Origin of the sequence: Faecalicatena orotica, assembly GCF_003149245.1 — a bacterium.
In the GTDB taxonomy this organism is placed as follows: Bacteria; Bacillota; Clostridia; order Lachnospirales; family Lachnospiraceae; genus Faecalicatena_A; species Faecalicatena_A orotica.
In genome coordinates this window covers 37,621-59,352 of the sequence record NZ_QGDL01000003.1, presented here as the reverse complement: position 1 = coordinate 59,352, position 21,732 = coordinate 37,621, and the positions used below count along the sequence as shown (strand labels likewise).

Annotated in this window: 22 protein-coding genes; 3 read left to right on the top strand and 19 right to left on the bottom strand. The window is 46.4% G+C overall.

The window, feature by feature from the left end; translation table 11 throughout:
* Window positions 1–3: 3 nt before the first annotated feature.
* The 3 genes from A8806_RS06065 to A8806_RS06055 all read right to left on the bottom strand — a co-directional run bounded on the left by A8806_RS06065 (window position 4) and on the right by A8806_RS06055 (window position 3,816).
* Window positions 4–1,410 (bottom strand): RsmF rRNA methyltransferase first C-terminal domain-containing protein, encoded by a 1,407-nt coding sequence (locus tag A8806_RS06065; RefSeq protein ID WP_109730297.1) that lies wholly within the window; start codon window positions 1,408–1,410, stop codon window positions 4–6.
* Between the two features lie 63 nt (window positions 1,411–1,473).
* Window positions 1,474–2,313: a M23 family metallopeptidase gene (locus tag A8806_RS06060; protein WP_242995966.1), complete on the bottom strand. Its 840-nt coding sequence runs from the start codon at window positions 2,311–2,313 to the stop codon at window positions 1,474–1,476.
* Window positions 2,314–2,373: 60 nt separating this feature from the next.
* Entirely contained in the window at window positions 2,374–3,816 is a 1,443-nt protein-coding gene (locus A8806_RS06055; RefSeq protein ID WP_109730296.1) for an aminoacyl-histidine dipeptidase, read from the bottom strand.
* Window positions 3,817–3,938: 122 nt separating this feature from the next.
* Here A8806_RS06055 and A8806_RS06050 point away from each other — a divergent pair, with 122 nt between their 5' ends.
* Complete coding sequence (locus A8806_RS06050; RefSeq protein WP_109730295.1) at window positions 3,939–4,868, top strand: transporter; 930 nt, start codon at window positions 3,939–3,941, stop codon at window positions 4,866–4,868.
* Here the strand turns inward: A8806_RS06050 and A8806_RS06045 are convergent.
* From A8806_RS06045 to A8806_RS06010, 8 genes are all read right to left on the bottom strand, one after another.
* Window positions 4,854–5,447 carry an ATP synthase subunit B family protein gene (locus tag A8806_RS06045; protein WP_109730294.1) on the bottom strand — a complete coding sequence of 198 codons (594 nt, stop codon included), beginning with the start codon at window positions 5,445–5,447 and terminating at the stop codon, window positions 4,854–4,856. The genes A8806_RS06050 and A8806_RS06045 overlap by 15 nt on opposite strands.
* 2 nt (window positions 5,448–5,449) lie before the next feature.
* Window positions 5,450–5,941, bottom strand: a complete 492-nt coding sequence (gene coaD / locus A8806_RS06040; RefSeq protein WP_109730293.1) for a pantetheine-phosphate adenylyltransferase — start codon at window positions 5,939–5,941, stop codon at window positions 5,450–5,452.
* Complete coding sequence (rsmD, locus tag A8806_RS06035) at window positions 5,935–6,504, bottom strand: 16S rRNA (guanine(966)-N(2))-methyltransferase RsmD (RefSeq protein ID WP_109730292.1); 570 nt, start codon at window positions 6,502–6,504, stop codon at window positions 5,935–5,937. The genes coaD and rsmD overlap by 7 nt, the downstream gene beginning before the upstream one ends.
* Window positions 6,505–6,594: 90 nt before the next feature.
* The gene (locus tag A8806_RS06030; protein ID WP_009004297.1) at window positions 6,595–6,801 is read right to left on the bottom strand and encodes an alpha/beta-type small acid-soluble spore protein; all 207 of its coding nucleotides are present in this window, start codon (window positions 6,799–6,801) and stop codon (window positions 6,595–6,597) included.
* Window positions 6,802–6,994: 193 nt separating this feature from the next.
* Window positions 6,995–9,121 (bottom strand): ATP-dependent DNA helicase RecG, encoded by a 2,127-nt coding sequence (recG, locus tag A8806_RS06025; protein ID WP_278321105.1) that lies wholly within the window; start codon window positions 9,119–9,121, stop codon window positions 6,995–6,997.
* A 46-nt stretch (window positions 9,122–9,167) separates the two neighbouring features.
* On the bottom strand, window positions 9,168–10,832 hold the full coding sequence (locus tag A8806_RS06020; protein ID WP_109730290.1) for a DAK2 domain-containing protein: 1,665 nt from the start codon (window positions 10,830–10,832) through the stop codon (window positions 9,168–9,170).
* A gap of 14 nt (window positions 10,833–10,846) precedes the next feature.
* Window positions 10,847–11,206 carry an Asp23/Gls24 family envelope stress response protein gene (locus tag A8806_RS06015; RefSeq protein ID WP_181368622.1) on the bottom strand — a complete coding sequence of 120 codons (360 nt, stop codon included), beginning with the start codon at window positions 11,204–11,206 and terminating at the stop codon, window positions 10,847–10,849.
* 74 nt (window positions 11,207–11,280) lie between these two features.
* The gene (locus tag A8806_RS06010) at window positions 11,281–11,928 is read right to left on the bottom strand and encodes a cytidylate kinase-like family protein (RefSeq protein ID WP_242995964.1); all 648 of its coding nucleotides are present in this window, start codon (window positions 11,926–11,928) and stop codon (window positions 11,281–11,283) included.
* Window positions 11,929–12,107: 179 nt separating this feature from the next.
* Between A8806_RS06010 and rpmB the strand changes: the two genes are divergently transcribed.
* Complete coding sequence (gene rpmB / locus A8806_RS06005; RefSeq protein WP_025657513.1) at window positions 12,108–12,293, top strand: 50S ribosomal protein L28; 186 nt, start codon at window positions 12,108–12,110, stop codon at window positions 12,291–12,293.
* 115 nt (window positions 12,294–12,408) lie between these two features.
* A complete protein-coding gene (locus A8806_RS06000) occupies window positions 12,409–13,332 on the top strand; it encodes a LysR family transcriptional regulator (protein ID WP_109730288.1) in 924 nt (307 codons plus the stop codon).
* On the opposite strand, the gene metF is transcribed toward A8806_RS06000, so the two are convergent.
* From metF to A8806_RS05965, 8 genes are all read right to left on the bottom strand, one after another.
* Window positions 13,318–14,181 carry a methylenetetrahydrofolate reductase [NAD(P)H] gene (metF, locus tag A8806_RS05995; RefSeq protein WP_109730287.1) on the bottom strand — a complete coding sequence of 288 codons (864 nt, stop codon included), beginning with the start codon at window positions 14,179–14,181 and terminating at the stop codon, window positions 13,318–13,320. The genes A8806_RS06000 and metF overlap by 15 nt on opposite strands.
* A 208-nt stretch (window positions 14,182–14,389) precedes the next feature.
* Window positions 14,390–14,527 (bottom strand): hypothetical protein, encoded by a 138-nt coding sequence (locus A8806_RS26095; RefSeq protein ID WP_181368603.1) that lies wholly within the window; start codon window positions 14,525–14,527, stop codon window positions 14,390–14,392.
* Window positions 14,528–14,574: 47 nt separating this feature from the next.
* Window positions 14,575–14,988, bottom strand: coding sequence for a GerW family sporulation protein (locus A8806_RS05990; protein ID WP_109730286.1), 414 nt, complete (start codon window positions 14,986–14,988; stop codon window positions 14,575–14,577).
* Window positions 14,989–15,000: 12 nt separating this feature from the next.
* Window positions 15,001–15,984 carry a DUF2953 domain-containing protein gene (locus A8806_RS05985; RefSeq protein WP_109730285.1) on the bottom strand — a complete coding sequence of 328 codons (984 nt, stop codon included), beginning with the start codon at window positions 15,982–15,984 and terminating at the stop codon, window positions 15,001–15,003.
* A 6-nt stretch (window positions 15,985–15,990) separates the two neighbouring features.
* Complete coding sequence (locus A8806_RS05980) at window positions 15,991–16,335, bottom strand: hypothetical protein (protein ID WP_109730284.1); 345 nt, start codon at window positions 16,333–16,335, stop codon at window positions 15,991–15,993.
* 27 nt (window positions 16,336–16,362) lie between these two features.
* Window positions 16,363–17,712: a peptidoglycan D,D-transpeptidase FtsI family protein gene (locus tag A8806_RS05975; RefSeq protein WP_109730562.1), complete on the bottom strand. Its 1,350-nt coding sequence runs from the start codon at window positions 17,710–17,712 to the stop codon at window positions 16,363–16,365.
* 37 nt (window positions 17,713–17,749) lie between these two features.
* A complete protein-coding gene (locus tag A8806_RS05970) occupies window positions 17,750–19,204 on the bottom strand; it encodes an FtsW/RodA/SpoVE family cell cycle protein (RefSeq protein ID WP_109730283.1) in 1,455 nt (484 codons plus the stop codon).
* Window positions 19,205–19,233: 29 nt separating this feature from the next.
* Complete coding sequence (locus A8806_RS05965; RefSeq protein ID WP_109730282.1) at window positions 19,234–21,657, bottom strand: U32 family peptidase; 2,424 nt, start codon at window positions 21,655–21,657, stop codon at window positions 19,234–19,236.
* Between the last annotated feature and the right edge of the window lie 75 nt (window positions 21,658–21,732).

The window sequence follows — 21,732 nt, the reverse complement described above, 5'->3', positions numbered from 1 at the left end:
TTTTTACTGCCCACTTCCCATCCATCTCCAGCCCGGGAGGTACTTATTCTTCAGTGTCTGGCCTAAAAGTTTGCCGAATCCGAGCGGATATCCGTCCACGCAGACCAGATACCAGCCTTTCTCCTTTGCAGACACCATATCTTCCAGATCCAGCGTATCCCCTTTCAGATACTTGATGACACGCTCATCCGCCAAAGGCAGGTCTAATACCCTTGCATAATCTTTACGTTTCAGGCACATGGCAAGTGCCTGGCTCGGTTCAAAGCGGTTTTTCTTTAGTTCTCCCAATAAAAGGCCGGAACGTAAAAAACGGACCCCCTTCAGGTCAGGCAGGCCTTCCGGCATATAGTAGACACGCTCTCCATGTATATCAAGGCGGGACGCATCCAGTTCCCAGTCCACATCCTGAAAAAATGCATCCAGTTCCTCAGGCAGCTTTTTCTTCCTCCCTGCCGTTTTCCCGGCCCTGTCTGCATCTGCTTCATGGTTCTCTTCACAATGCCCTTTCTTTAGCAGAGCAAGGTAATGCCCTTCCCCCTGCATCCTGTGGGGGAAGATGCGGACCGTCTTCTTAAGTTCCTGATTCCCGCTCTCCCCCGTTTCCGGCATTCCTTCGGCAAATCCTTCGTAAGGCCGGATACTGCAGATTTCAAATTCCGGATATTCTGACAGCAGATATTCGATCGTCTGCTCGTTTTCGGAAGGGTCAAAGGTACAGGTGGAATATAAGAGCATGCCGCCTGTCTTCAGCATAGAAGCGGCCTGTGTAATAATACTCCTCTGGATCTTTGAGAAGAATTCAGGTCCGTGTTCCTCCCATGCCTTCACCATCTTCTTATCCTTGCGGAACATCCCCTCTCCGGAACACGGGGCATCGATTAAAATCTTATCAAAATACCCCCGGAAATACTCCGTCAGCTTCCCGGGCTCCTCACTGAGCACCATCATATTCCCGATTCCGAACAGTTCCAGATTCTTCAATAATCCCTTTGCTCTGGAACTGCTGATGTCATTCGCAATCAGGACGCCCTTTCCCTGAAGCTTCGCTCCGAGCTCAGTAGCCTTCCCCCCCGGGGCCGCACAGACATCCAGCACCTTATCCCCCGGATCCACCGGGAGCCTGTCGGCCGGAGTCATGGCACTCGGCTCCTGCAGATAATACAGTCCCGCAAAATAGTACGGGTGCTTTGCAGGCTGAACACTATCCCCGTCATAATAGAACCCATTGTGTATCCACGGGATCGGCTCCAGCTTCCACGGCGCAATCTTTAAAAACTCTTCCACAGTAATTTTATTTGTATTCACACGCAGCCCGTAATGCCGCGCCTCGTCAAAACACTTCTCATAATCCGCATACTCTTCATGCAGCAGGCTTCTCATTTTCTCTTCAAATGCTATCGGTAAATTCATATCGTTTCCTCCACATGGGATTGATTATATCATAAATCCCTGACTCGTGAAAGACCCCGCTTACTAATACACACATTTGATTTTACGATTTTCCAGATACTTAAGAACCCAGTACGGATTTACACTGATCTCTTCCTCTCCGTGAAAAATGTAGATTCCTACATGGAGGTGCACCGGGAAGTTGCCTGTTGTCCCCTCTGTTTTGCTGTAGCCGGTGTCCCCCATATAACCAAGCAGGTCTCCGGCGCGGACCGTGTCCCCCTCCTCAATATCCGCATAGGAATCCATATGTGCATAGTAGAAATATGTACCACCGGGTGCAACGATCCCGAGCCTCCATCCCCCCTGTTCCAGCCAGCCTTTGTGGCGCACTACACCATCCGTCATACTGACGACCGGATAGAGTCCGCGTGTATTCTCCTCTGCCATAATATCAGTTCCCTCATGCCCCCTCTTTCCTCCATAGCTGCGCTCAAACATCCATGAATCAACAAAAGATGTCCCGTAATCCTTGCTGCCTGCCGGCTCCGGTATCGGGAAATACCTGACATCGTTCCAGATTCCCCTGCACTGGGCAAGGTAAGCATCCCATCCTTCCCTCCCTGCCCACTTCTTCTCCATTTCATACAACACCTGTTTATCCGGCACCGTTTTCAGTGGTTTCTTCCCAAAATCAGTTTCCAACAAATAAAGACCCAGGTCTTTTCCCGGGTCTTTTGTATTCTGTATGTAATTCAGAAACTCTTCATTCAGAGTCTGCCTCCTGAACCCGTCTGACGTAACCGTATCTTCATTCAGCCTTGCAAAGCCCCCTATTGTGAGAACTTCGTGTATACCAATCGTAAGAAACAGAGCCAGAAGCAGATTCAGGAGCACATAATTATGTAACTTTCTTCGCTTCACGCTTTTAAGAACAACCCCTTTGATATGTTAGTCATTCTAATATATGAAGCACTGACTGTCCTACTTGCATTCTTTCAGAACTTCTTTGATAATGTTCCACATTCTCCATGTGGACGCAATATCCAGACGCTCATTTACAGAGTGTATGTCATACATCCTCGGTCCGAAAGATACGCAGTCCAGTTCCGGCTTCTTGCCGGAGAGGAGTCCGCACTCTAATCCTGCATGGATCGTTGAGATGTTCGGCGTCTTGCCATATACCTTCTCGAATACCTCTGCTACGATCGGACGGATCTTTGAATTTTCCTTATACATCCATGCCGGATATGCCCCGGAGAGTTCATAGGTCCCGCCAAGGAATTCAGCCCAGCTGATGAAGGCTTCTTTCATTTCCTCCATTTTCGAAGAAACAGAACTTCTGATCAGGAAGACAAAGCTTACTTTGTTCTCTTCTGTCGTAACAACACCGAGATTGTCTGATGTCTCAACCAGTCCCTTTAAGGAGCGGCTGAAGCCATACACACCGTTCTGGCAGTTATTGATAAAGAAGATTACTTTCTTCATGTCCATGTCAGACATCACAGATTTCTCTATGTTCTCTGTCTTTGTTACGATAACCTCCAGCTCAGGTTCGTCCTCGCCAAATTCCTGTTTCCAGACATTCTCCATGTTCTCGATTATCATCTCTGCCTTTACACTGTCGTGTACGACAATCGTGAATGTGCAGGCTGACGGAATAACATTGTCTTTGGCACCTCCCTGGACTTCTGCCAGTGAAATATCCATGTTCTGGTTCAGGCGGTTCAGGAGACGTCCGGCAAGTTTGTTCGCATTGCCTCTCTGGTGGTGGATCTCCATTCCGGAATGTCCTCCCTTTAACCCTCTGATAGTAACCTCGAGGCAGTCTCCTGTTACCTGCTTTCTTCCGACCGGCAGATTCATGCAGAAGCTCAATCCGCCTGCACAGCCTGCAATAATCGTCCCCTCATCTTCTGAGTCAAGGTTTATGAGCATCTTTCCCTTCAAAGGTGTCAGGTCGATTCCGCCTGCCCCTCCCATTCCCACTTCTTCATCCACTGTGAATACTGCCTCAAGCGGCGGATGCGGGATCGTATCACTGTCGAGCAAAGCAAGTGCGATCGCCACTGCGATTCCATCGTCAGCCCCCAACGTCGTATCTCTTGCTTTTACAAATCCGTCCTCCACATAGAGGTCTAACGGATCTTTTTCAAAATCGTGATCTGAAACTTCCGTCTTCTCACACACCATATCCAGATGTCCCTGAACAATAACCGGCTCACTCTCTTCATACCCTTCTGTCCCCGGCTTTTTGATAATAACATTGTTCAGTTCATCCTGAATGACCTCGAGTCCTCTGTCATTTGCAAACTTCACGCAATAATCGCTTACTGCTTTTGTGTTGAATGTCCCCCTTGGAATCTGACTCAATTCTTCAAAATAGTGAAAGACTTCCTGTGGTTCTAATTCTTCTAATACTGCCATTGTTTCATTCCCCTTCCTGTTTAAGTTGCTATCATCATTTTGTCACAGGAGGCATAAAAAATCAACCAATTTCATATATCTTTATTAATATTTATTGTCAAAATTCACGAGGAGACCTTCTTATGAAACGTAATCTGGCCGGAATCGGAATTGTCATACTGTTTGCAATCATGCTGATCTCTCCGAAAGCGGTATTTAACGGTGCCAGTGAAGGTCTTCTTTTATGGTTTCAAATCATACTGCCAACCTTATTTCCTTTCATCATCATTACAAATCTGCTGGTCTGTACAGACAGTATCCATTACATATCCGGCGCCGTCGGGGCGGTCCTTAAGAAAATTTTTAAAGTATCAGACAACGGGAGCTTTGCCATCATCACGGGATTCCTTTGCGGTTACCCTATGGGGGCAAAGGTGACGGCCGACCTGATTGGCAGCAGCTATGTGTCCGAGGATGAAGGCCGCTACCTTCTCTCCTTCTGCAACAATACAAGCCCGGTGTTTATCCTGAATTTTATCGTCTGGAAAACGCTGGGGAAAGAAGAGCTCATCGCTCCATCCCTGCTTATTCTGCTCGGGACACCAATGCTGATGAGCTTCTTTTTCAGACGGTTCTACCTCAAAGGCAGAAAACAATTTTCCGGCTTAAAAGAAGCCGGGCACACAAAAGCAAATTGGAATTTTAAAATCGTGGATACATGTATTATGGATAGTTTTGAGACGATCACCAAGGTTGGAGGGTATATTATCCTCTTCTCGGTTATTCTGGAGCTTGTCCGGTCAGCACCCTTTGAGTTTCCGTTTATTACATATCTCCTGCCCACTCTGGAAGTGACGAACGGAATCGCCCTGCTTGGAAAATCCGCCCTGCCTTTTGACATGCAGTACTGTGCGATCCTTGCCCTGACTTCATTCGGTGGGATCTGTGCGGTGGCGCAGACACAGTGTATGATTCAGAAAACCAGCCTTTCCATCCTTCCGTATACATTAGAAAAGCTGGCAACCGCAGTGGTTACCAGCCTGATTGCTTTTCTGTATTTACATTTCACCTAAGCCGTCCTGAGGAATGTCATACTGGCTGCCATCGTCCTCAGGAACCTCGAGTTCTGCACGGTTAGTGCGCACAACATCGTAACACTCCTGAAGGGAATTGATGAGTCCGTCATACTTTGTCGTGTAGCTGTCCAGTGTATGGCCGATAATGCTCTCTGCATTCGCCAGCAGGTCATCTGTATACTGGATGGCTCCGAGCCGGATTGCATTGGCATCCTCTGTCGCGTTGTCTATAATCTCCTGCGCCTGAGCCGTTGCCTGGGTAACGATCTCGTTCGCCTGGGCATATGCCTGCTGCATGATCTCATGCTCGCTGACCAGCTCTGTCGTCTGTACCTGTGCTTCCTCAATCATGGCGTCCGCTTTTGCCTGTGCATCGGCAAGAATGGCGTCTCTGTTTGCTATGATCTTCTGATATCTCTTAATCTCATCTGGTGTCTTCATCCTGAGTTCCCGCAATAACTCATCCAGATGTTCCTTATTCACGATAATCTTTGTCGTAGACAATGGCTGGAACTTACAGTCCCTGTCAATGTACTCCTCGATCTCTTCAATAATCTGCTCAATGCGGCTGCTCATAGTTACACTCTCCTTTTTGCTTTCATCTTTTTCTCCAGTTCCACTGCTACAGCTTCCGGCACAAATTGTGATATATCTCCCCCAAAAGCTGCGATCTCTTTCACTGTAGTAGAACTTAAGTAAGAATATTCAATGCTTGTGGTCAAGAACATAGTCTCGACACCTGGTTCCAGTTTATGATTGGTCTGGGACATCTGTAACTCGTATTCAAAGTCAGTAATCGCTCTCAGTCCCCGGATTACGACAGCTGCCCCCTGTTGTCTTGCGAAATCAATTAATAATCCATTAAACAGGACAATTTTCACATTTGTCAAGTCTTTTGTTACTTCCTCTAACATTTTAACACGTTCTTCCGCAGAAAACAACGGCATTTTCGCATTATTATTCAGCACTCCGACAATTAACTCATCCACGATTTTACAAGATCTTCTGATCACATCGAGGTGTCCGTATGTAACCGGGTCAAAGCTTCCCGGATAAATTGCTTTTAACATATTTCTTCCTTTCCAGCCTTTTCAATTAAGACATGCTTATTGGTTTTGTAGGTCTTCTCCCTGATCAGGGAAAAACCCAGTTCTTCCAGGTATGAAAAATCAGTTTCTTTCGATGCTTCCACAATAATCACGGTATCTTCGTAAACAAGCTGTGAGTCTGCCAGATAATTGAGCACCTTCTTTTCAAGCTCTCTGTCATACGGAGGGTCCATAAATATAAAATCAAAGCTTTTTTCACCCTCCAGCTGATACAGCGCCGTCATAACGTCCCTCGTCACCGTCAGTGCCTTGTGGTCCAGCTTCGTAAACTTCAGATTCTCTTTTATAACAGCCATAGCCTTCGGATTATTTTCTACAAAGACTGCTTCACGGGCGCCGCGGCTCAATGCCTCAATCCCTATCCCGCCGCTTCCACTAAATAAATCAAGAAATATACTGTCGTAAATACCCGGGGCTATCATATTAAATAATGTCTCTTTGATCCGGTCAGTCGTCGGCCTTGTGTCAAGTCCGTCCAATGTCTTAAGTTGTAACCTTTTGGCAGTTCCTGCAATGACTCTCATCTTAAACACCCTCATTCTTCTAACTATGCTGAATTTTAGCAGAAAAAAGCACTTAGGTCAATCCTAAGTGCTTTTTCTTACGAAATTTGCTTATTTACCAGCCATCTGTCTTTCCTGCTGTTCGATCATTTTCTTAACCATATAACCGCCAACAGATCCGTTCTGCTTAGATGTTAAATCTCCGTTGTAACCGTCAGAAAGCGGTACTCCCAGCTCGCTTGCTACCTCATATTTGAATTTGTCCAGTGCACTCTTTGCCTCTGGTACGGCTGCTCTGTTTGATGAACGACTTGCCATGATAATTTCCTCCTTCTCGTAACTTTTCTTCGTTACTTTTTCAGATTTTTTAGTAACACTCTTGTGTGTTACAACCATAGTATATGGAGGATTCGCTGTTTTACTCTTGGAAGTTCCTTCCTTCTTTAGTGATTTTTGTAAATTGCTAAAAAAGGCGGATTTTACAGGCTTTTAAAGCATTTTCCCGGGAGCGTCAGAGCGTATTCTCCAGCATAATCTCAGACATATAGTGGTTAATATGGTCTCTCAGCTTTTCATGTCCCTCTTTTATCAGTTCCGGATCTTCCTCTAAAAGTTCTGCCGCGGCTTCATTCGCCATCTTCAGGATTTTAGAATCCTGGAACACGTCACCAAGCCTGAAATCCAGAAGCCCGCTCTGGCGGATTCCGAACAGATCGCCGGGACCCCGCAGTCTTAAGTCCTCGGATGCAATAAAAAATCCATCATTTGATTTATTCAAAATTTCAAGACGTTCTTTTGTCTCTTTTGATTTAGATGCACTCATAAAAATGCAGTAGGACTGGTGTTTCCCCCTTCCCACCCGGCCCCTGAGCTGGTGGAGCTGGGCGAGGCCGAACCGTTCCGCATTCTCTATCAGCATGACCGTCGAATTCGGGACATCGATCCCGACCTCTATGACCGTAGTGGAGACAAGAATCTGGATCTCATTCCTTCCAAACGCTTCCATAATGATATCTTTCTCCGCCTGCTTCATCTTGCCATGCAGATAAGCAATGTGGATGCCGTTTCCGAGAGATTCTTTCAGCATCTGGGTGTAGTCGATTACATTTTCCGCCTCCATGCTCTCGCTTTCCTCAACCATCGGGCAGATCACATAGCACTGCCTGCCCTCTGCCACCTGTTTCTGCATGAATTTATAAGCCGTGCCGCGGTATCCTGTGTCTACCACACAGTTCTTAATCGGAAGCCTGTTCTTAGGCAGTTCATCGATAACCGAAATGTCCAGATCGCCATAAAGGATGATTGCCAGCGTCCGTGGAATCGGCGTGGCGCTCATGACAAGAATATGTGGCATAACACCTTTTCCGGCCAGCGTCTCTCTCTGCTTCACACCAAAACGGTGCTGCTCATCTGTTACGACAAGCGCCAGATTACGGTACTGTGCCTTCTCCTGAATCAGGGCATGGGTCCCGATGATAATATCGGCCTCCCCGGAGGCAATCCGTTCATAAGCCTCCCGCTTCTCCTTTGCCGTCATCGAACCGGTCAGCAGTTCTGTCTTCAGCGGGATATCATACTGCCCGAACATCGAAGTGATATTCTCATAATGCTGCTTTGCCAGCACCTCCGTCGGGGCCATCATCGCCCCCTGATATCCATTCAGCCCGGCATACATCAAACCTAAAAGCGCCACTATCGTCTTGCCGGAACCTACGTCTCCCTGCACAAGCCGCGACATGATATGCTCTCCTGACATATCCCGCTTCATCTCAAGCCATACCTTTTTCTGTGCATTCGTCAGCTCATACGGGAGTGCACCTAAAAAGGCGTCGATCTTTTCCTGATCCCGGAACAGAAATCCGTTCTTCGCCTTGTCCTCCCTGCTTTTGAGATTCTTAAGAGATAAGACGAACACAAGAAATTCTTCAAATACCAGACGTTCTCTGGCATGGAAAAATTCTTCTTTATCTTCCGGGAAATGAATCCCCCTCACAGAATAATTATACTCAGCCAGACCATATTTCATCCGGATATCCTCAGGCAGGAATTCCTGCTTCAGATCCAGATATTCGACCGCCTGCAGCATCGCTTTTTTGACTGCATTATTCGTAAGCCCTGCCGTAAGAGGATAGACCGGCTGCAATGTACCCTGTTTCTCCTCGTACTTCGCACTCGGATAAAAGATCTCGGGATGTTCCATCACAAGTCCGTCGCGCCTTCTTACAATTCTGCCCCGCAGTGTAATGATGCCTCCGCGTGCAAGCGTATTTCTCAAAAACGGCATGCGGAACCAGATCACCTTCAGCGTCCCTGTAATATCCTTCAGGTATATCGTGGTAACCTGCATATTCCGGCTGCCGCCCACCTGTACCTTTCCGTATATGGCACCGGTTATGGCGACCGTCCTGCCCTCCACTGCCTCCCCGATAGATACCGGGTCATCATAAACATCATATCCTCTTGGATAGTATCGCAGCAGCTCGCCGATCGTACGGATTCCGGCTTTCACAAATAATGCCTCCGTCTTTTCACCTATTCCTTTTAACGCACTGATTTTAGAATCTTCGTTCATAGAATTATTATTCTCCTGCCTGAATTTCCTGACACGTTTTGGTCTATAACTTTCGAAACGGGTCAGCTGCCCTCTTCTGGGTGCTGGCCCGTTCCTGTATTTATGTCTTTCGTTATTCTACAGATAATACATAGTAGTAAATCGGCTGGCCGCCTGAATGTGCATCCACATCCACGTCCGGATACAATTCCTCGATCTGCTCTGCAAAGTGTGCCGCATCCTCCTCGAGGACATCCTGTCCATAATATAAGCTGATCAGTTCTGTATCGTCATCGACAAGCTGGGAAAGCATATCCTTCGCCGTCTCCTCTACAGACTGTCCGACAGAAAGGATTCCGGCATCGCCGATTCCCATGATATCTCCCTCATGGATCTCCTTGTCATCTATCTTCGTATCTCTGACCGCATAAGTAACCTGTCCTGTCTTAACGTTCTTGATCTCCTCATTCATCGTCTCCGCGTTCGTATCAATATCCGCCTCCGGCATGTAATTGATCACGGCTGTAATTCCCTGAGGGACTGTCTTCGTCGGAATTACCAGGATATCTTTATCCTTTGTCAGCATCTGTGCCTGATTGGCAGCCAGAATGATATTCTTGTTATTCGGCAGAATAAAAATGTGGTCAGCATTTACTTCATCGATTGCCGTCAGCATGTCTTCCGTACTCGGGTTCATCGTCTGGCCGCCTTCGATAATATAGTCAACACCCAGTTCTTTGAATATCTCATTCATTCCCTCACCGATTGAAACCGCGATGAAGCCGACAGACTTCCTCGGAACCGTAACCTTCTTCTCTTCTTTCTGCTGTGCGGCGAGCTTCTCAGCATCTTTGATCAGCTTCTCCTGATGCTCCTCACGCATGTTATCAATCTTCATCCTGGAGAGCTGTCCATAGGTCAGTGCCTTCTGGATTGCCAGCCCCGGATCGTTCGTATGCACATGGATCTTCACGATATCATCATCTGCCACGCAGACGATGGAATCGCCGATCGATTCCAGATATGCCTTGAAATCTATCTCGTCATCATCCGTAAATTCCTTCTCCACCATAATAATGAATTCCGTACAGTAACCGAACTTGATGTCCGCCTCGGCCTGAGCCGTCGGTTTCACCATCTTTGTCCCGGCGCTTGCCTCAATCGCACTGTAGTCGATCTCTTTCCCCTGGAAAGCATCATACGCACCATTTATCACTTCTAAAAGTCCCTGTCCGCCTGAATCCACAACACCAGCCTCCTTCAGGACCGGAAGCATCTCTGGTGTCTTGGAAAGAACATACTCCGCATGCTTAATCACTTCCGGAATGAATACTTCCAGATCATCTGTTGTCTCGGCCATCTCTGCCGCCTTCTGAGCGATCCCCTTTGCCACAGTCAGGATTGTTCCCTCCTTCGGCTTCATGACCGCCTTATAGGCTGTCGCACGGGCACGCTCACATGCCTGTGCCAGTACCGGCACATCAATCTCTTTGAACTCACGGATCTCCTTCGTAAATCCACGCAGCAGCTGGGACAGGATGACTCCTGAGTTCCCTCTGGCGCCACGAAGGGAGCCGGAAGAGATTGCCTTGGATACAGACAGCATATCCGGGTTTTCCAGACTGCTGACTTCTTTGGCCGCAGACATGATCGTCAGCGTCATGTTCGTCCCCGTATCCCCGTCAGGAACCGGGAATACATTCAACTCGTTAATAAATTCCTTTTTTGCCTCCAGATTTGCTGCCCCCGCTAAAAACATCTTCGTAAGCAGCTCTGTATTTATCGTTTTTGTTGCCACGACAAGTATCCTCCTTAATCAATCACTCTGACACCTTCGACGAAGATGTTTATTTTATCTACAGTCATGCCGGTAAATTCCTCTACCTTATACTTCACATTGTTCATCAGATTGTCAGAAACTGAAAGAATATTCACTCCATAAGCAACAATCACGTGAAAATCTAATGCCAGGACATTATCCTCAGAAATCTCCACATGGATTCCGTGGGTCAGGCTTTCTTTCTTTAAAAGCCTTACTAATCCGTCTTTCATATTGACCGCAGCCATACCGACGATGCCAAAACACTCTACCGCAACAGATCCTGCATACTTGGAAATTACGTCAGGATTGATCGTAATAATCCCCAGATCTGTACTCATACTACCCTTCATCATATATTACCTCCAATTCTTATATGGATTTTCGCGATAATCAACACAGGTATTATACTCTCTTTATCCGAATTTTACAATATCGATTCATAAAGTGCTGCCAAAACATCGAGAATCTGCTCCTCACAGACACTTCCACTGTTCAGGCAGATGTCATACTGTGTCATATCTTCCCATTTCTGGTCTGTAAAATAGTTATAATAATATCTGCGCTGTTTATCAATCTTTTTAATCAGAAGTGATGCTTCCCTCTCATCAACAGACGCCCTCTCCATAATGACTTCTACCCGTTTCTCAAACGGGGCATGAATGAACACGCTCCTGCATCCCTCATACCCTTTCAGGATGTCATTCGCGCAGCGTCCGACAATAATGCAGTCTTCTTTTGCAGCCAGATCCTTAATAATCTCTACCTGTGTATAAAAAAGCACATCATTCATAGGTTCGAAGCGGAACTGCTTCGCCATCTGGACTTCATCCTCCACCGGATACCGCCACGGATTAGCCCTCTTTTCATCTACTTTGAGTAATTCTTCATAAGTAATGTTCTGCATCTCACCTGCAATCTTGATTAATTCCTTGTCATAATAATGAATCCCAAGACGTTCAGATAATTTTTTAGCAATTCTATGCCCGTTGCTCCCGTACTGTCTCCCAATTGTAATCACCCGTCTGCCCATAGTCTTCCCCGCTTTCTTCGTTCCCGGGATAGTATGTACCATATCATCTCCCGGTTCGGTTTATTTATATTGATTTTATCATGAATTCCAGATTATGTGAACCGTAAAAGAAAAGGAAAAGGAAAAATTTGAAAAAGTGCTTGCATAAACCACCCCTATCTGCTAAAATAACAGTGTTGTGAGTCTGTATGGACTATTTCAGATTGTTAGGAGGTGCAATGATGGCTAAATGTGCTATTTGTGAAAAGGGTGCTCATTTTGGAAACAACGTAAGTCACTCTCATAGAAAATCACCAAAAATGTGGAAATCAAATGTGAAGTCCGTTAGAGTGAAAACAGAAGGCGGATCTAAAAAAATGTACGTTTGTACATCCTGCTTAAAATCAGGACGTGTAGAACGCGCTTAATAAACATTGAACTGACACGGGGGTACTCACTTATGTGGGTACTTTTTTTGTACCTTGTAAGGCAGAATTTCATTATATCCTAATAAAAACTAAATGTAAACGGCAGGATTTTATTATGACACTACAGCAGTTAAGATATGTAATTAAAATTGTAGAATGTGGTTCCATCACGGAGGCGGCAAGGCGGCTCTTTATCTCACAGCCCACCCTGTCCACCGCTGTAAAGGAACTCGAGGCAGAACTGGGGATTGAAATATTCTACCGGACACCAAAAGGCATTTCCTTATCCGCGGACGGAACGGAATTTCTTTCCTATGCCCGCCAGATCATTGAACAAACCCAGCTGCTTGAACAGCGGTATACAAATAAAAAGCCTTCGAGGCAGCTCTGCTCCGTCTCCACCCAGCATTATGCATTCGCTGTCAACGCCTTTGTAAACCTGATCTCTTCTCTCGAGGCAGATGAATACGAGTTTACTCTGAGGGAGACAAGGACCTATGAGATTATAGAAGATGTGGCAAACATGAGAAGTGAAATAGGAATTCTTTATTTGAGCTCCTTTAACGAAAAAGTGCTGAAAAAACTTCTGAAGGAGAATGCCCTGCGCTTTACACCGCTGTTTGATGCCATTCCCCATGTTTTCATTCATTCCGGACATCCTCTGGCAGGCAGGAAGCAGGTCGCACTGGAAGATCTGGACGATTACCCGTTTCTTGCGTTTGAGCAGGGAACCTTTAATTCCTTCTATTTTTCCGAGGAGATACTCAGTACCGCGCCCCATAAAAAAACAATCCATGTCAGCGACAGGGCAACTCTGTTTAATCTCCTTATCGGTCTGAACGGATATACAATCTGTACCGGTGTACTTAACAGTGACCTCAACGGAGATAATATTGTTTCCGTAAAGCTGGAGACTGATGAGAGGATGAAGGTGGGGCTGATTTCTCATGAAAAGGTACCGTTCAGCGCATCCGCCTCCCGGTACATAGAAGAATTAAAAACACTGATAACAGAATACGGATATTCATGCTGCGATTAACCTGTGTACGGCCTCATATATCCGCGATGCAATATAGGGGTTATTCATCGTGTAAAGATGGATTCCGTCAACTCCCTGCGATATCAGGTCCACGATCTGATTGATGGCATATGCAATTCCGGCATCCCTCATAGCTTCAGGATTGTCTTCATAACGTTCCATCATGGTGACGAATTTGGACGGCAGGTGCACCCCGCAGAGTGACACCATCCGTTCGATCTGTTTCTTATTGGCCACAGGCATGATTCCGGCTTCTATGGGAACATCGATCCCGGCCAGGGTGCACCGCTCTCTGAATTTATAAAAGTAATCATTGTGGAAAAACAACTGTGAAATCAAATGGGACGCCCCTGCATCTACTTTTCTTTTCAGATTGCGGATGTCCGCAACAATATCTGCGGACTCATTATGCCCTTCGGGGTAGCAGGCCGCACTGATATGAAAGTCACCATTCTCCCTGATAAAGGAAATCAGCTCATCCGCATGCTGAAAATCGCCCCTCGACTCCAGTCCCGGCACATAATCTCCCCTGAGTGCCAGAATGTTCTCAATCCCTGCCTCTTTAAACTGGCCAAGCTGCGTCAGGATGTCTTCTTTTGTCAGCCCCATGCACGGCAGGTGTGCCGCACTCTCAATCCCATAATCATTCCTGATGGCTGAAGCAATGTCCAGTGTCGTCCTGCAGTTTTCGCTTCCGCCAGCCCCATAGGTAACACTGATAAAATCTGGGCGGAGTTCTTTCAGTTCATCCAGAGTACGGTATATTGTATGGATGGACCCCGTCCTTTTCGGTGGAAACACCTCAAAAGACAGAACCGTTTTTTGTTTAAATAATTCCTTTATTTTCATCTTTCAATCTCCCTGCAATCTAATTTTCATTTGTTTCGTGCTTAAAATTATAGCATGGAGATACTGCCATAGGATAATCTTTATATTTTATGGCAACATATAGTTAAAATTTATGTCCCGGCCAATTACTATTGCCGGCAATAGAAAAAGCTGTACTTTACGACAATTATTGTCTGTAAAATACAGCTTCATTACTTTTTTTGTTCTGCTAGCAGCTGCAAAACAGCTTATATCCCACCGCCAGGCATATAAAGGTGATGATCAGTCCTATCCCATTCGGCAGAATCAGCATAAGGAACATTCCTATTGCAAACCAGAGTAATGCGAATCCTATTACTTTTTTCATAGCTGCCAGCCTCCGGCAGGTTCTTTGGTTTATTCTATGCGGATTCTTTAAATGCGTGCATCATTTTCATCTGATTCTTCAGAATTCAGGATATCCATGACGTCTTCCTCTGTCACCTTATCTTCTTTTCTTGTCGTAAACTTGTCTACCATATCGGGAACCATATCCAGTATCTTTGTGATGGTATCCTGATTTTTAATATTAACAAGCTTCGTCGACCCGTTTCTGATAACCAATACCGCACTCGGGGTCACTTTTCCGCCCATACCGCCCATGCCTTTGTTCTTTTTATCAGCGTTGAATGAGCCCGCCCCGATTCCAAATGAAACATCCACAAGCGGCAGGATAATCGTATCCCCCACATTGATTGCGTCCCCTACTACGGTCTTGGATGTCACAACACTGTCCATCCCCTGAAATAATGCTTCCACTGTTGCTTTGAAGTTGTTTTCTTCTGCCATGCCTGATTCCTCCTATAATTCAAATTTCCGGATATGTTTTATTGTGGTCCGTACGTTTTTATTCCATACCAGATTCCAGAGCATGATGATCATGTAAAGAACACGCACCTTTCCTGAAATCATAATACTGCCTTCCAATACTTTCTGTTCAAAGTCCGGCTCAATGTCTACATGATCCCCAAGAAATGGATAAATCACGCTTAGTACCGCCAGTACCTGTCCTGTATAATACGGGTCCTCGAAACCAAAATGGACATCCGCTTTAAGTTTCTTTGGTTTCAGGAAGCGCAGAAGCCTCCTCACCTCCACGAGTACGGCGCCCAATGCTGATTTATGGACTTCATCCGTAATAAACAGGATCAGCTTGTCTTTCTTATCCGACGTTGTTTTCATAGTATCACAGATTTTAAGAAATGTATATTTTAACTTTTCATATAATTTCTTTACCTTTTCGGTGAAACCCCGAAACAGGTTCCCAATCCTGCTGAATAAACCGGGCCCCTTCTCCTCTTCTTTTTCTTCAGGTTCAGGGAAAGGTATCTGCTTTACTTCCTCCTGCATGAGCTTCTCCAGACGCTTCGCATCAGATTCAAATTCTCCCGGCTCTTTCTCTTTGTCTGGCTCTTTTTCTCTGCCCGGCTCCTGCTTTATCTCTTCCTGCGCCGGTTCTCCCTGACGCATGTTTTCCCCAGGCACCTCAAGTTCATCCAAAACGGATTCCTGCACCGGTTCTTCCGACGACATCTTCTTCCATGCAATCCTGACCGTCCAGCTTAACTTACCTTCCTCATACACGGCAATACCGCTGACCAGATGCCAAAGCCAGGAAAAACGGATTTTCCCGTACAGGGAGTCAAAAGTTCCCTTACAGCTTCCGTCTGCGCGGTAGCAAAGGGGCACAAAAAAGACGACACAAAGAAGCAATACAATAAGTCCCAGTATCGCAAGCAATATCCATCCTATAATTTTTAAAATCAACAGGATTATATGTAACATCTGCTCTTACACTCTGCCTTCCTCATATTCTATCTGACGCTTCTCGATGTATCCCCGTACATCGGTATCATCCGTCCGGTCATAAATTTCTCTGACGATTTGTTCCACCAAGTACATAGCATCGTCATATCCGTCTGCAATTCCCACAACAAACAGAGGGGTATCTTCATAAATATGCTGTTTTAAAAGCAGGGAAGAATAAAATTCCAGATGGTTCTGTCTCCCCTGTGCAAGGGTTATTACATAAACCGAAGGCTGTGCCTTGTTTTCCCGAAGTTTCTGCATTACCTTCTCTTTTTTCTTCCCCAAATCTTCACTGACATATAAGTCACAGTAAATTGTCATCTGCATTTTCTTCACCACTTTTGGCCCTATATTTTAATAATAGTAAGCATCCAGCACCTGCTTAGCGATAGGCACTGCCTTTGCTCCTGCATCTCCGTCATAGCCTTCGATAATGACACTGATCACAAGCTCCGGGTTGTCAACATTGGTAAATCCCATGAACCAGGAATGTGTCTTCTCCCCGTCGTCAAGACTGTACTCAGCTGTTCCTGTTTTTCCTGCCGCCGTATAGGACTGACCACTCAAAAGCGTTGCCGTTCCTTCGTCCACAACCGCCCGCATATAATCTTTCAGCTGGGATGCCTCATCAGAGGTCATCAGCTTTCTATAACTCTTCGGGACATTCTTACTGATCTCTGTTCCATTGTAATTCGTTACTTTTTCGACAAGATATGGTTCCATCAATGTTCCGCCGTTGGCAATTGCGGACGTAATCAAGGCCATGTGGTAAGGACTGACCAATGTCTCCCCCTGTCCCATTGCCGTCATCATCATATCGGCGCTTGTAGACTTTTCATTAATCTTAAAAGAGCTTCTGGAGTAGTCCATTACAGACGGAAGCTTCTTATTAAAGAGCAGGTCCTCCGCGGTTTTCCGGTACGATGTCTTGTTTAAAGATAACCCGATATTGGCAAATGAGGAATTACAGGAGTTCGCCATAGAACTACGCAGGTCCTCCAGCCCGTGAACGGTACTGTCAAAGCAGTGGATCGTCACATTATCCGCCGTGATCTCACCATTGCATTCATAGCTGTAATTCGCATAATCACTATGTTCCCGCATATATTCCAGCGCCGTGACTACTTTGAATGTTGAGCCGGGGGCATACTGCCCCTGTGTCGCCCTGTTTAACAACGGGCTGTTTGTATCGTCTGAATTCAGGACATCCCAGTTACTCTCCACGCTGTTCGGATCATAGGCCGGCCCCGAGACCATAGCCAGTATCTTTCCTGTGCCCGGCTCCATTACGACAATTGCACCTTTATTACTGCCAAGTGCATTATAGGCAGCCTGCTGCAGATCCGCGTCAAGAGTCGTAACAACCGTATCCCCCATATTCTTTTCATCTTTAAACTCGTTCATTAACTTTTCTACAAAAAATGAGTTCGAGGTAAGCAGTTCAAAATTCTCAATTGATTCCAGGCCGCTTTTGCCAGCAGCAGAATTGCTGAATCCGACTACATGTGCGAAAGCAGCCCCATAAGGGTAGCTGCGCACCTCGCTTCCATCCTCCGCAACCTCTGTCGTTGCAAGGACATTGCCGTTCCTGTCTGCAATGTTCCCTCGTATGACCCGGTCGGCAAATGCATCCTGACGCTCATTATACGGACTGTTTACGATTGTCTTTGCCCGCACAATGTTAAAATATACAATATACGCCATCAACGCCAGAAACAACGCGACAAAGAGATAGGTAACTCTAGCGAACTCTTTGTTGCGGAACTTCTTCGAACGCTGGTTTTTTCTTCCGCGGCTGTCTTGGCTGTTGTTTTGGCGGCTGTTTCTTCCCCGGCGCCCTCCCCCCTGGCTCACTTCTTCGAATATCTCTTTCTCTTCTCTTCTCAATAATCTCTTCCTCGTCTTCTCTTAAAATATACAGGCCCTGTATAATCCCAAACATAATCATTGTACTCAGCATGGAGCTTCCTCCATAGCTGACCAGCGGCAACGTCACCCCGGTAGACGGAATGAACTTTGTAACACCGCCGATTGTCAGGAATACCTGGAAAATATAGCAGGTTCCAAGACCAAGAGCTATTAATTTATAGAACTGGTTGCGGATCGCCATTGCAATGTTTAAAAACATTACGTAACAGCTCACGCACACGAGTATCAGGCACAGCGCGAATATCAGTCCCATTTCTTCTGAAATGGCGGAAAAAATAAAATCTTCGGCTGCTACCGGTATGCTGTCAGGCAGTCCCTGATACAGCCCCATCCCGAACCAGCTCCCCGTCCCGATTGCAAACAAAGACTGTGCGACCTGGTAGCCGCCCTCACTGTAAGAGGCAAACGGGTCCTGCCAGGCTGAAACCCTGACTTTAATATGGCTGAACATATGATAGCCCAGCACGGCGGCCACACTCCCTCCCCCGATGCCCGCAATTGCATAGAACGGATTTCTGGTCGCCACGTAGAGCATAACCAGATAAACAACAAACATAATCAAAGCGGCACCAAGGTCCGTGGAAATAACAAGGATCAGAACATGTGCGGCCGCTATGGCCGTCGTGATCACAACATTTTTAAAACTTGTCGACCTGTTCAGGCTCGCCGCCACAAAAAACACAAACAAAATCTTGATAAATTCAGAAGGCTGTACCCCGAATCCCGCTATTGTAAATCCAAGCTTCGCCCCGTCAGATATCTGCCCCAGTACGGCAACAGCCCCCAGTGCGAGTATCCCGATGCCGGCATAGATATACCCCCAGTCCTTTAAGAACTTCAGTTTTCTTATCAGCACCGGTACGAACAGCCCGATCACGGTTCCCAGCACCGCAAATATAAACTGCTTCACTGCTTTTGAGTAAGTCAGCCTTGTAATCATGATAAATCCGATGCTCAGCAGCATACACATATTATTTACAATCAGTCTGGATACTTTCGGATATAAAACTCTGTACAGTACAAGGATCGCAATCAGCAGTACCACCTGGGCCAGATAAAAGAAGACAAGCTTCTTCTCCTCTGTCTGCAGATACATGACCAGATATGCCGTGAACTGAATCAGGAACATCAGGACATTCTGCCTGATCAGTATCCACTTCTTATCTTCTTCATATACCTGGGCAAATACCGAAAAGCATGAAAATGTGTATACAGCCATCAGTATGATCATAATATACTTTGATAATTCTACTATTACATTAACCATTTTTCACCTGCTTTATAAGTCGTTAAGAACTAGGTTACCCCCCGTTTAAAATGTCCTCTGGTAAAATCTGTGTCTTTCAAATCAGCCGGCATGTCCCTGTGGTAAATATCCCCGCATAACCGGATGATACGTGCCGTCTCTTCTGCATCTTCCAGCGAAAACTGCATCCTCAGCCCGGCCGGGGAAAGCCCCCTTAAAGATTCTTTTAAATCCGCCGTAAAAAGTGGAGAGGTATAATATATGATATTATAACAAAAACGGCAGCAATTCCTGACTGGAAATTCTTTCTGGTACCTGTCACTGATCCTCGTGATACCGGGCACCCTGCTGCATCCGTCAGTCGTTTTTAAGATACACTGGGCCGTAACCATCGCGGGAAGCCTTCCATATGCGACCAGTTCGGCCTCACTGATGCCTAATTCCTTTAATTCCCCTTCGTTTAGCTCGGCAGGTGCCGTAAATGAAATCTGCCCCTGTCTGTTCCAGAACTGCTTTGCCTTCTGATTGAACACATATAGATTATGGTCCAATATGACCTTCTTGTCAAATTCATGTTCCTTTAAATAATGAAAACTTTCATAATTCCTTACCAAAACCCCGTCAAATCCAAACTTCAGAAAGTCCTCCCAGCCCGCGTCAAAAAACGCAGCCGCCTCCTTTCGGAAAATATGCGGCATGGCAAGAAAGAACTCCTTTCCCGTCTCTTTGCATTTATCTCTCAGACCGGCAAGTTCATGATCCCGGAAAATGTCACCTTCAATGACGCTGTCTATATAAATCCTGTACAGGTCATCAGAATCTGCCGCAGCCCTCAGCTGATCCTTTGATTCCACCAGTGCAGACAGCCGGGGAAACCATTCCTCCTGATAAAGACTGCCTGAAATCACTTGATCCATCATCCGCTCTCCGTAAAGGGTGCCCTCTTCTTTCCGCCGGAATCCGTCACAGATTTTCTTTTCCAGCAGTTCCAGTGCCCGGCGCCTAAGTTCGTTAATCCTCTGCATGGGAAGAAAAACTGCCCCTTCTGTTACAATTTCCAGATTTTCAAAATTAAATTCTGTATTCCCGGTCTTTTGAAGCTGCTTTCTGAGGCGGGTCTCATCCAGAGGCTGGTTCTTGGCCTCCTCTGTAAGCTCTTCTGCCCTGACCGTTACGGATACCTCGCCGCGGCTGACTGTCAGCACGGCCTTCTCACCCTGTCTGAGCTCCATTCTTCCGGTGATTGGCTCCCAAACGGCACCTCTGCCATAACGTTCCCCAATATCATCCAGCAGGCTCTGGTTACGAAGGCGGTATAATACAATCCCCTTCGCATATTTCCTTCCCTTCGGAACAAGAAGTGAGACACCGCTTCCCCTGCCCGCATCCTTCCCAAAGGTATAGTTATTCTTTGTATCCATATGGTCTCTGGAACTGTCGAGTTCCAGTATATCACCTTTGTGGATATCCGTCAGGGCCTCACCGAAAACTTCCCGGCCTTTCTGCCCCGTCACCCTTACGGCAGGAACCCCGGCATGGTTCGGCCGCTTCAGGGATAACATGTCTCTCCCGTTATGCTGCCTGTAATATCCGGTGCTAAACCCTCCGCGGTTGTAAATATCCATCAGCATTTCTTTATCCTGGTCCGTAACCCGAAATGCTTCTTTCCCTTCCTCCAGATATAAATCTGTATATTTCCGGTACATAGAGGTTACTAAGGCCACATATTCCGGCTTTTTCATCCTGCCCTCTATTTTAAAGGAATCGATCCCTGCCTCAACAAGCTCTGGAATCAGTTCCAGTGTACAAATATCTTTCAGGCTCAGTAAATGCTCTTTCTTTTTATCCGTCGTAAAAGGAAGTCTGCACGGCTGTGCACACTGTCCCCTGTTGCCGCTTCTTCCACCGATCAGGCTGCTTAGCAGGCACTGTCCTGAATAACAGTAGCAGAGTGCCCCATGTACAAAGCACTCGATCTCCAGCCCTGTCCTGTCAGCAATCTCCCTGACCTCTTCCAGAGAGAGCTCTCTTGCCGGTACAACCCGCTCCACCCCCTGCTCTTCCAAAAACAGAGCGCCCTCTGCATTTGTAATCGTCATCTGGGTGCTGGCATGTACCGCCATCTTTGGAAACTGCGTTCTCATGAATTCCAGGACCCCTGTATCCTGAACAATCACTGCATCCAGCCCCTGACGGTACAGTGGTGCAAGATACTCATATAAGTGATCCGTCTCCGCATCCTTAAGCAGTGTATTAACAGTCAGATACAGCTTTCTGCCATGTAAATGTGCATAATCGATGGCTTTTAAAAGCATATCTTCCGTAAAGTTATCTGCAAAAGCCCGCGCACCAAAACGAGGGCCGCCTGCGTAAACCGCATCCGCCCCTGCTCTTATAGCCGCCAGAAAGCTCTCATAAGAACCTGCCGGCGCCAGTATCTCTATTCTTCGTCTATCCTGATTACCCCTTGTCAATCTTGCTCCTCCAAGTTTAGTCTATACATAGCAAAGTTGTCCATAAGATGAAATAAGCTGTCTTAAGACAGCCTA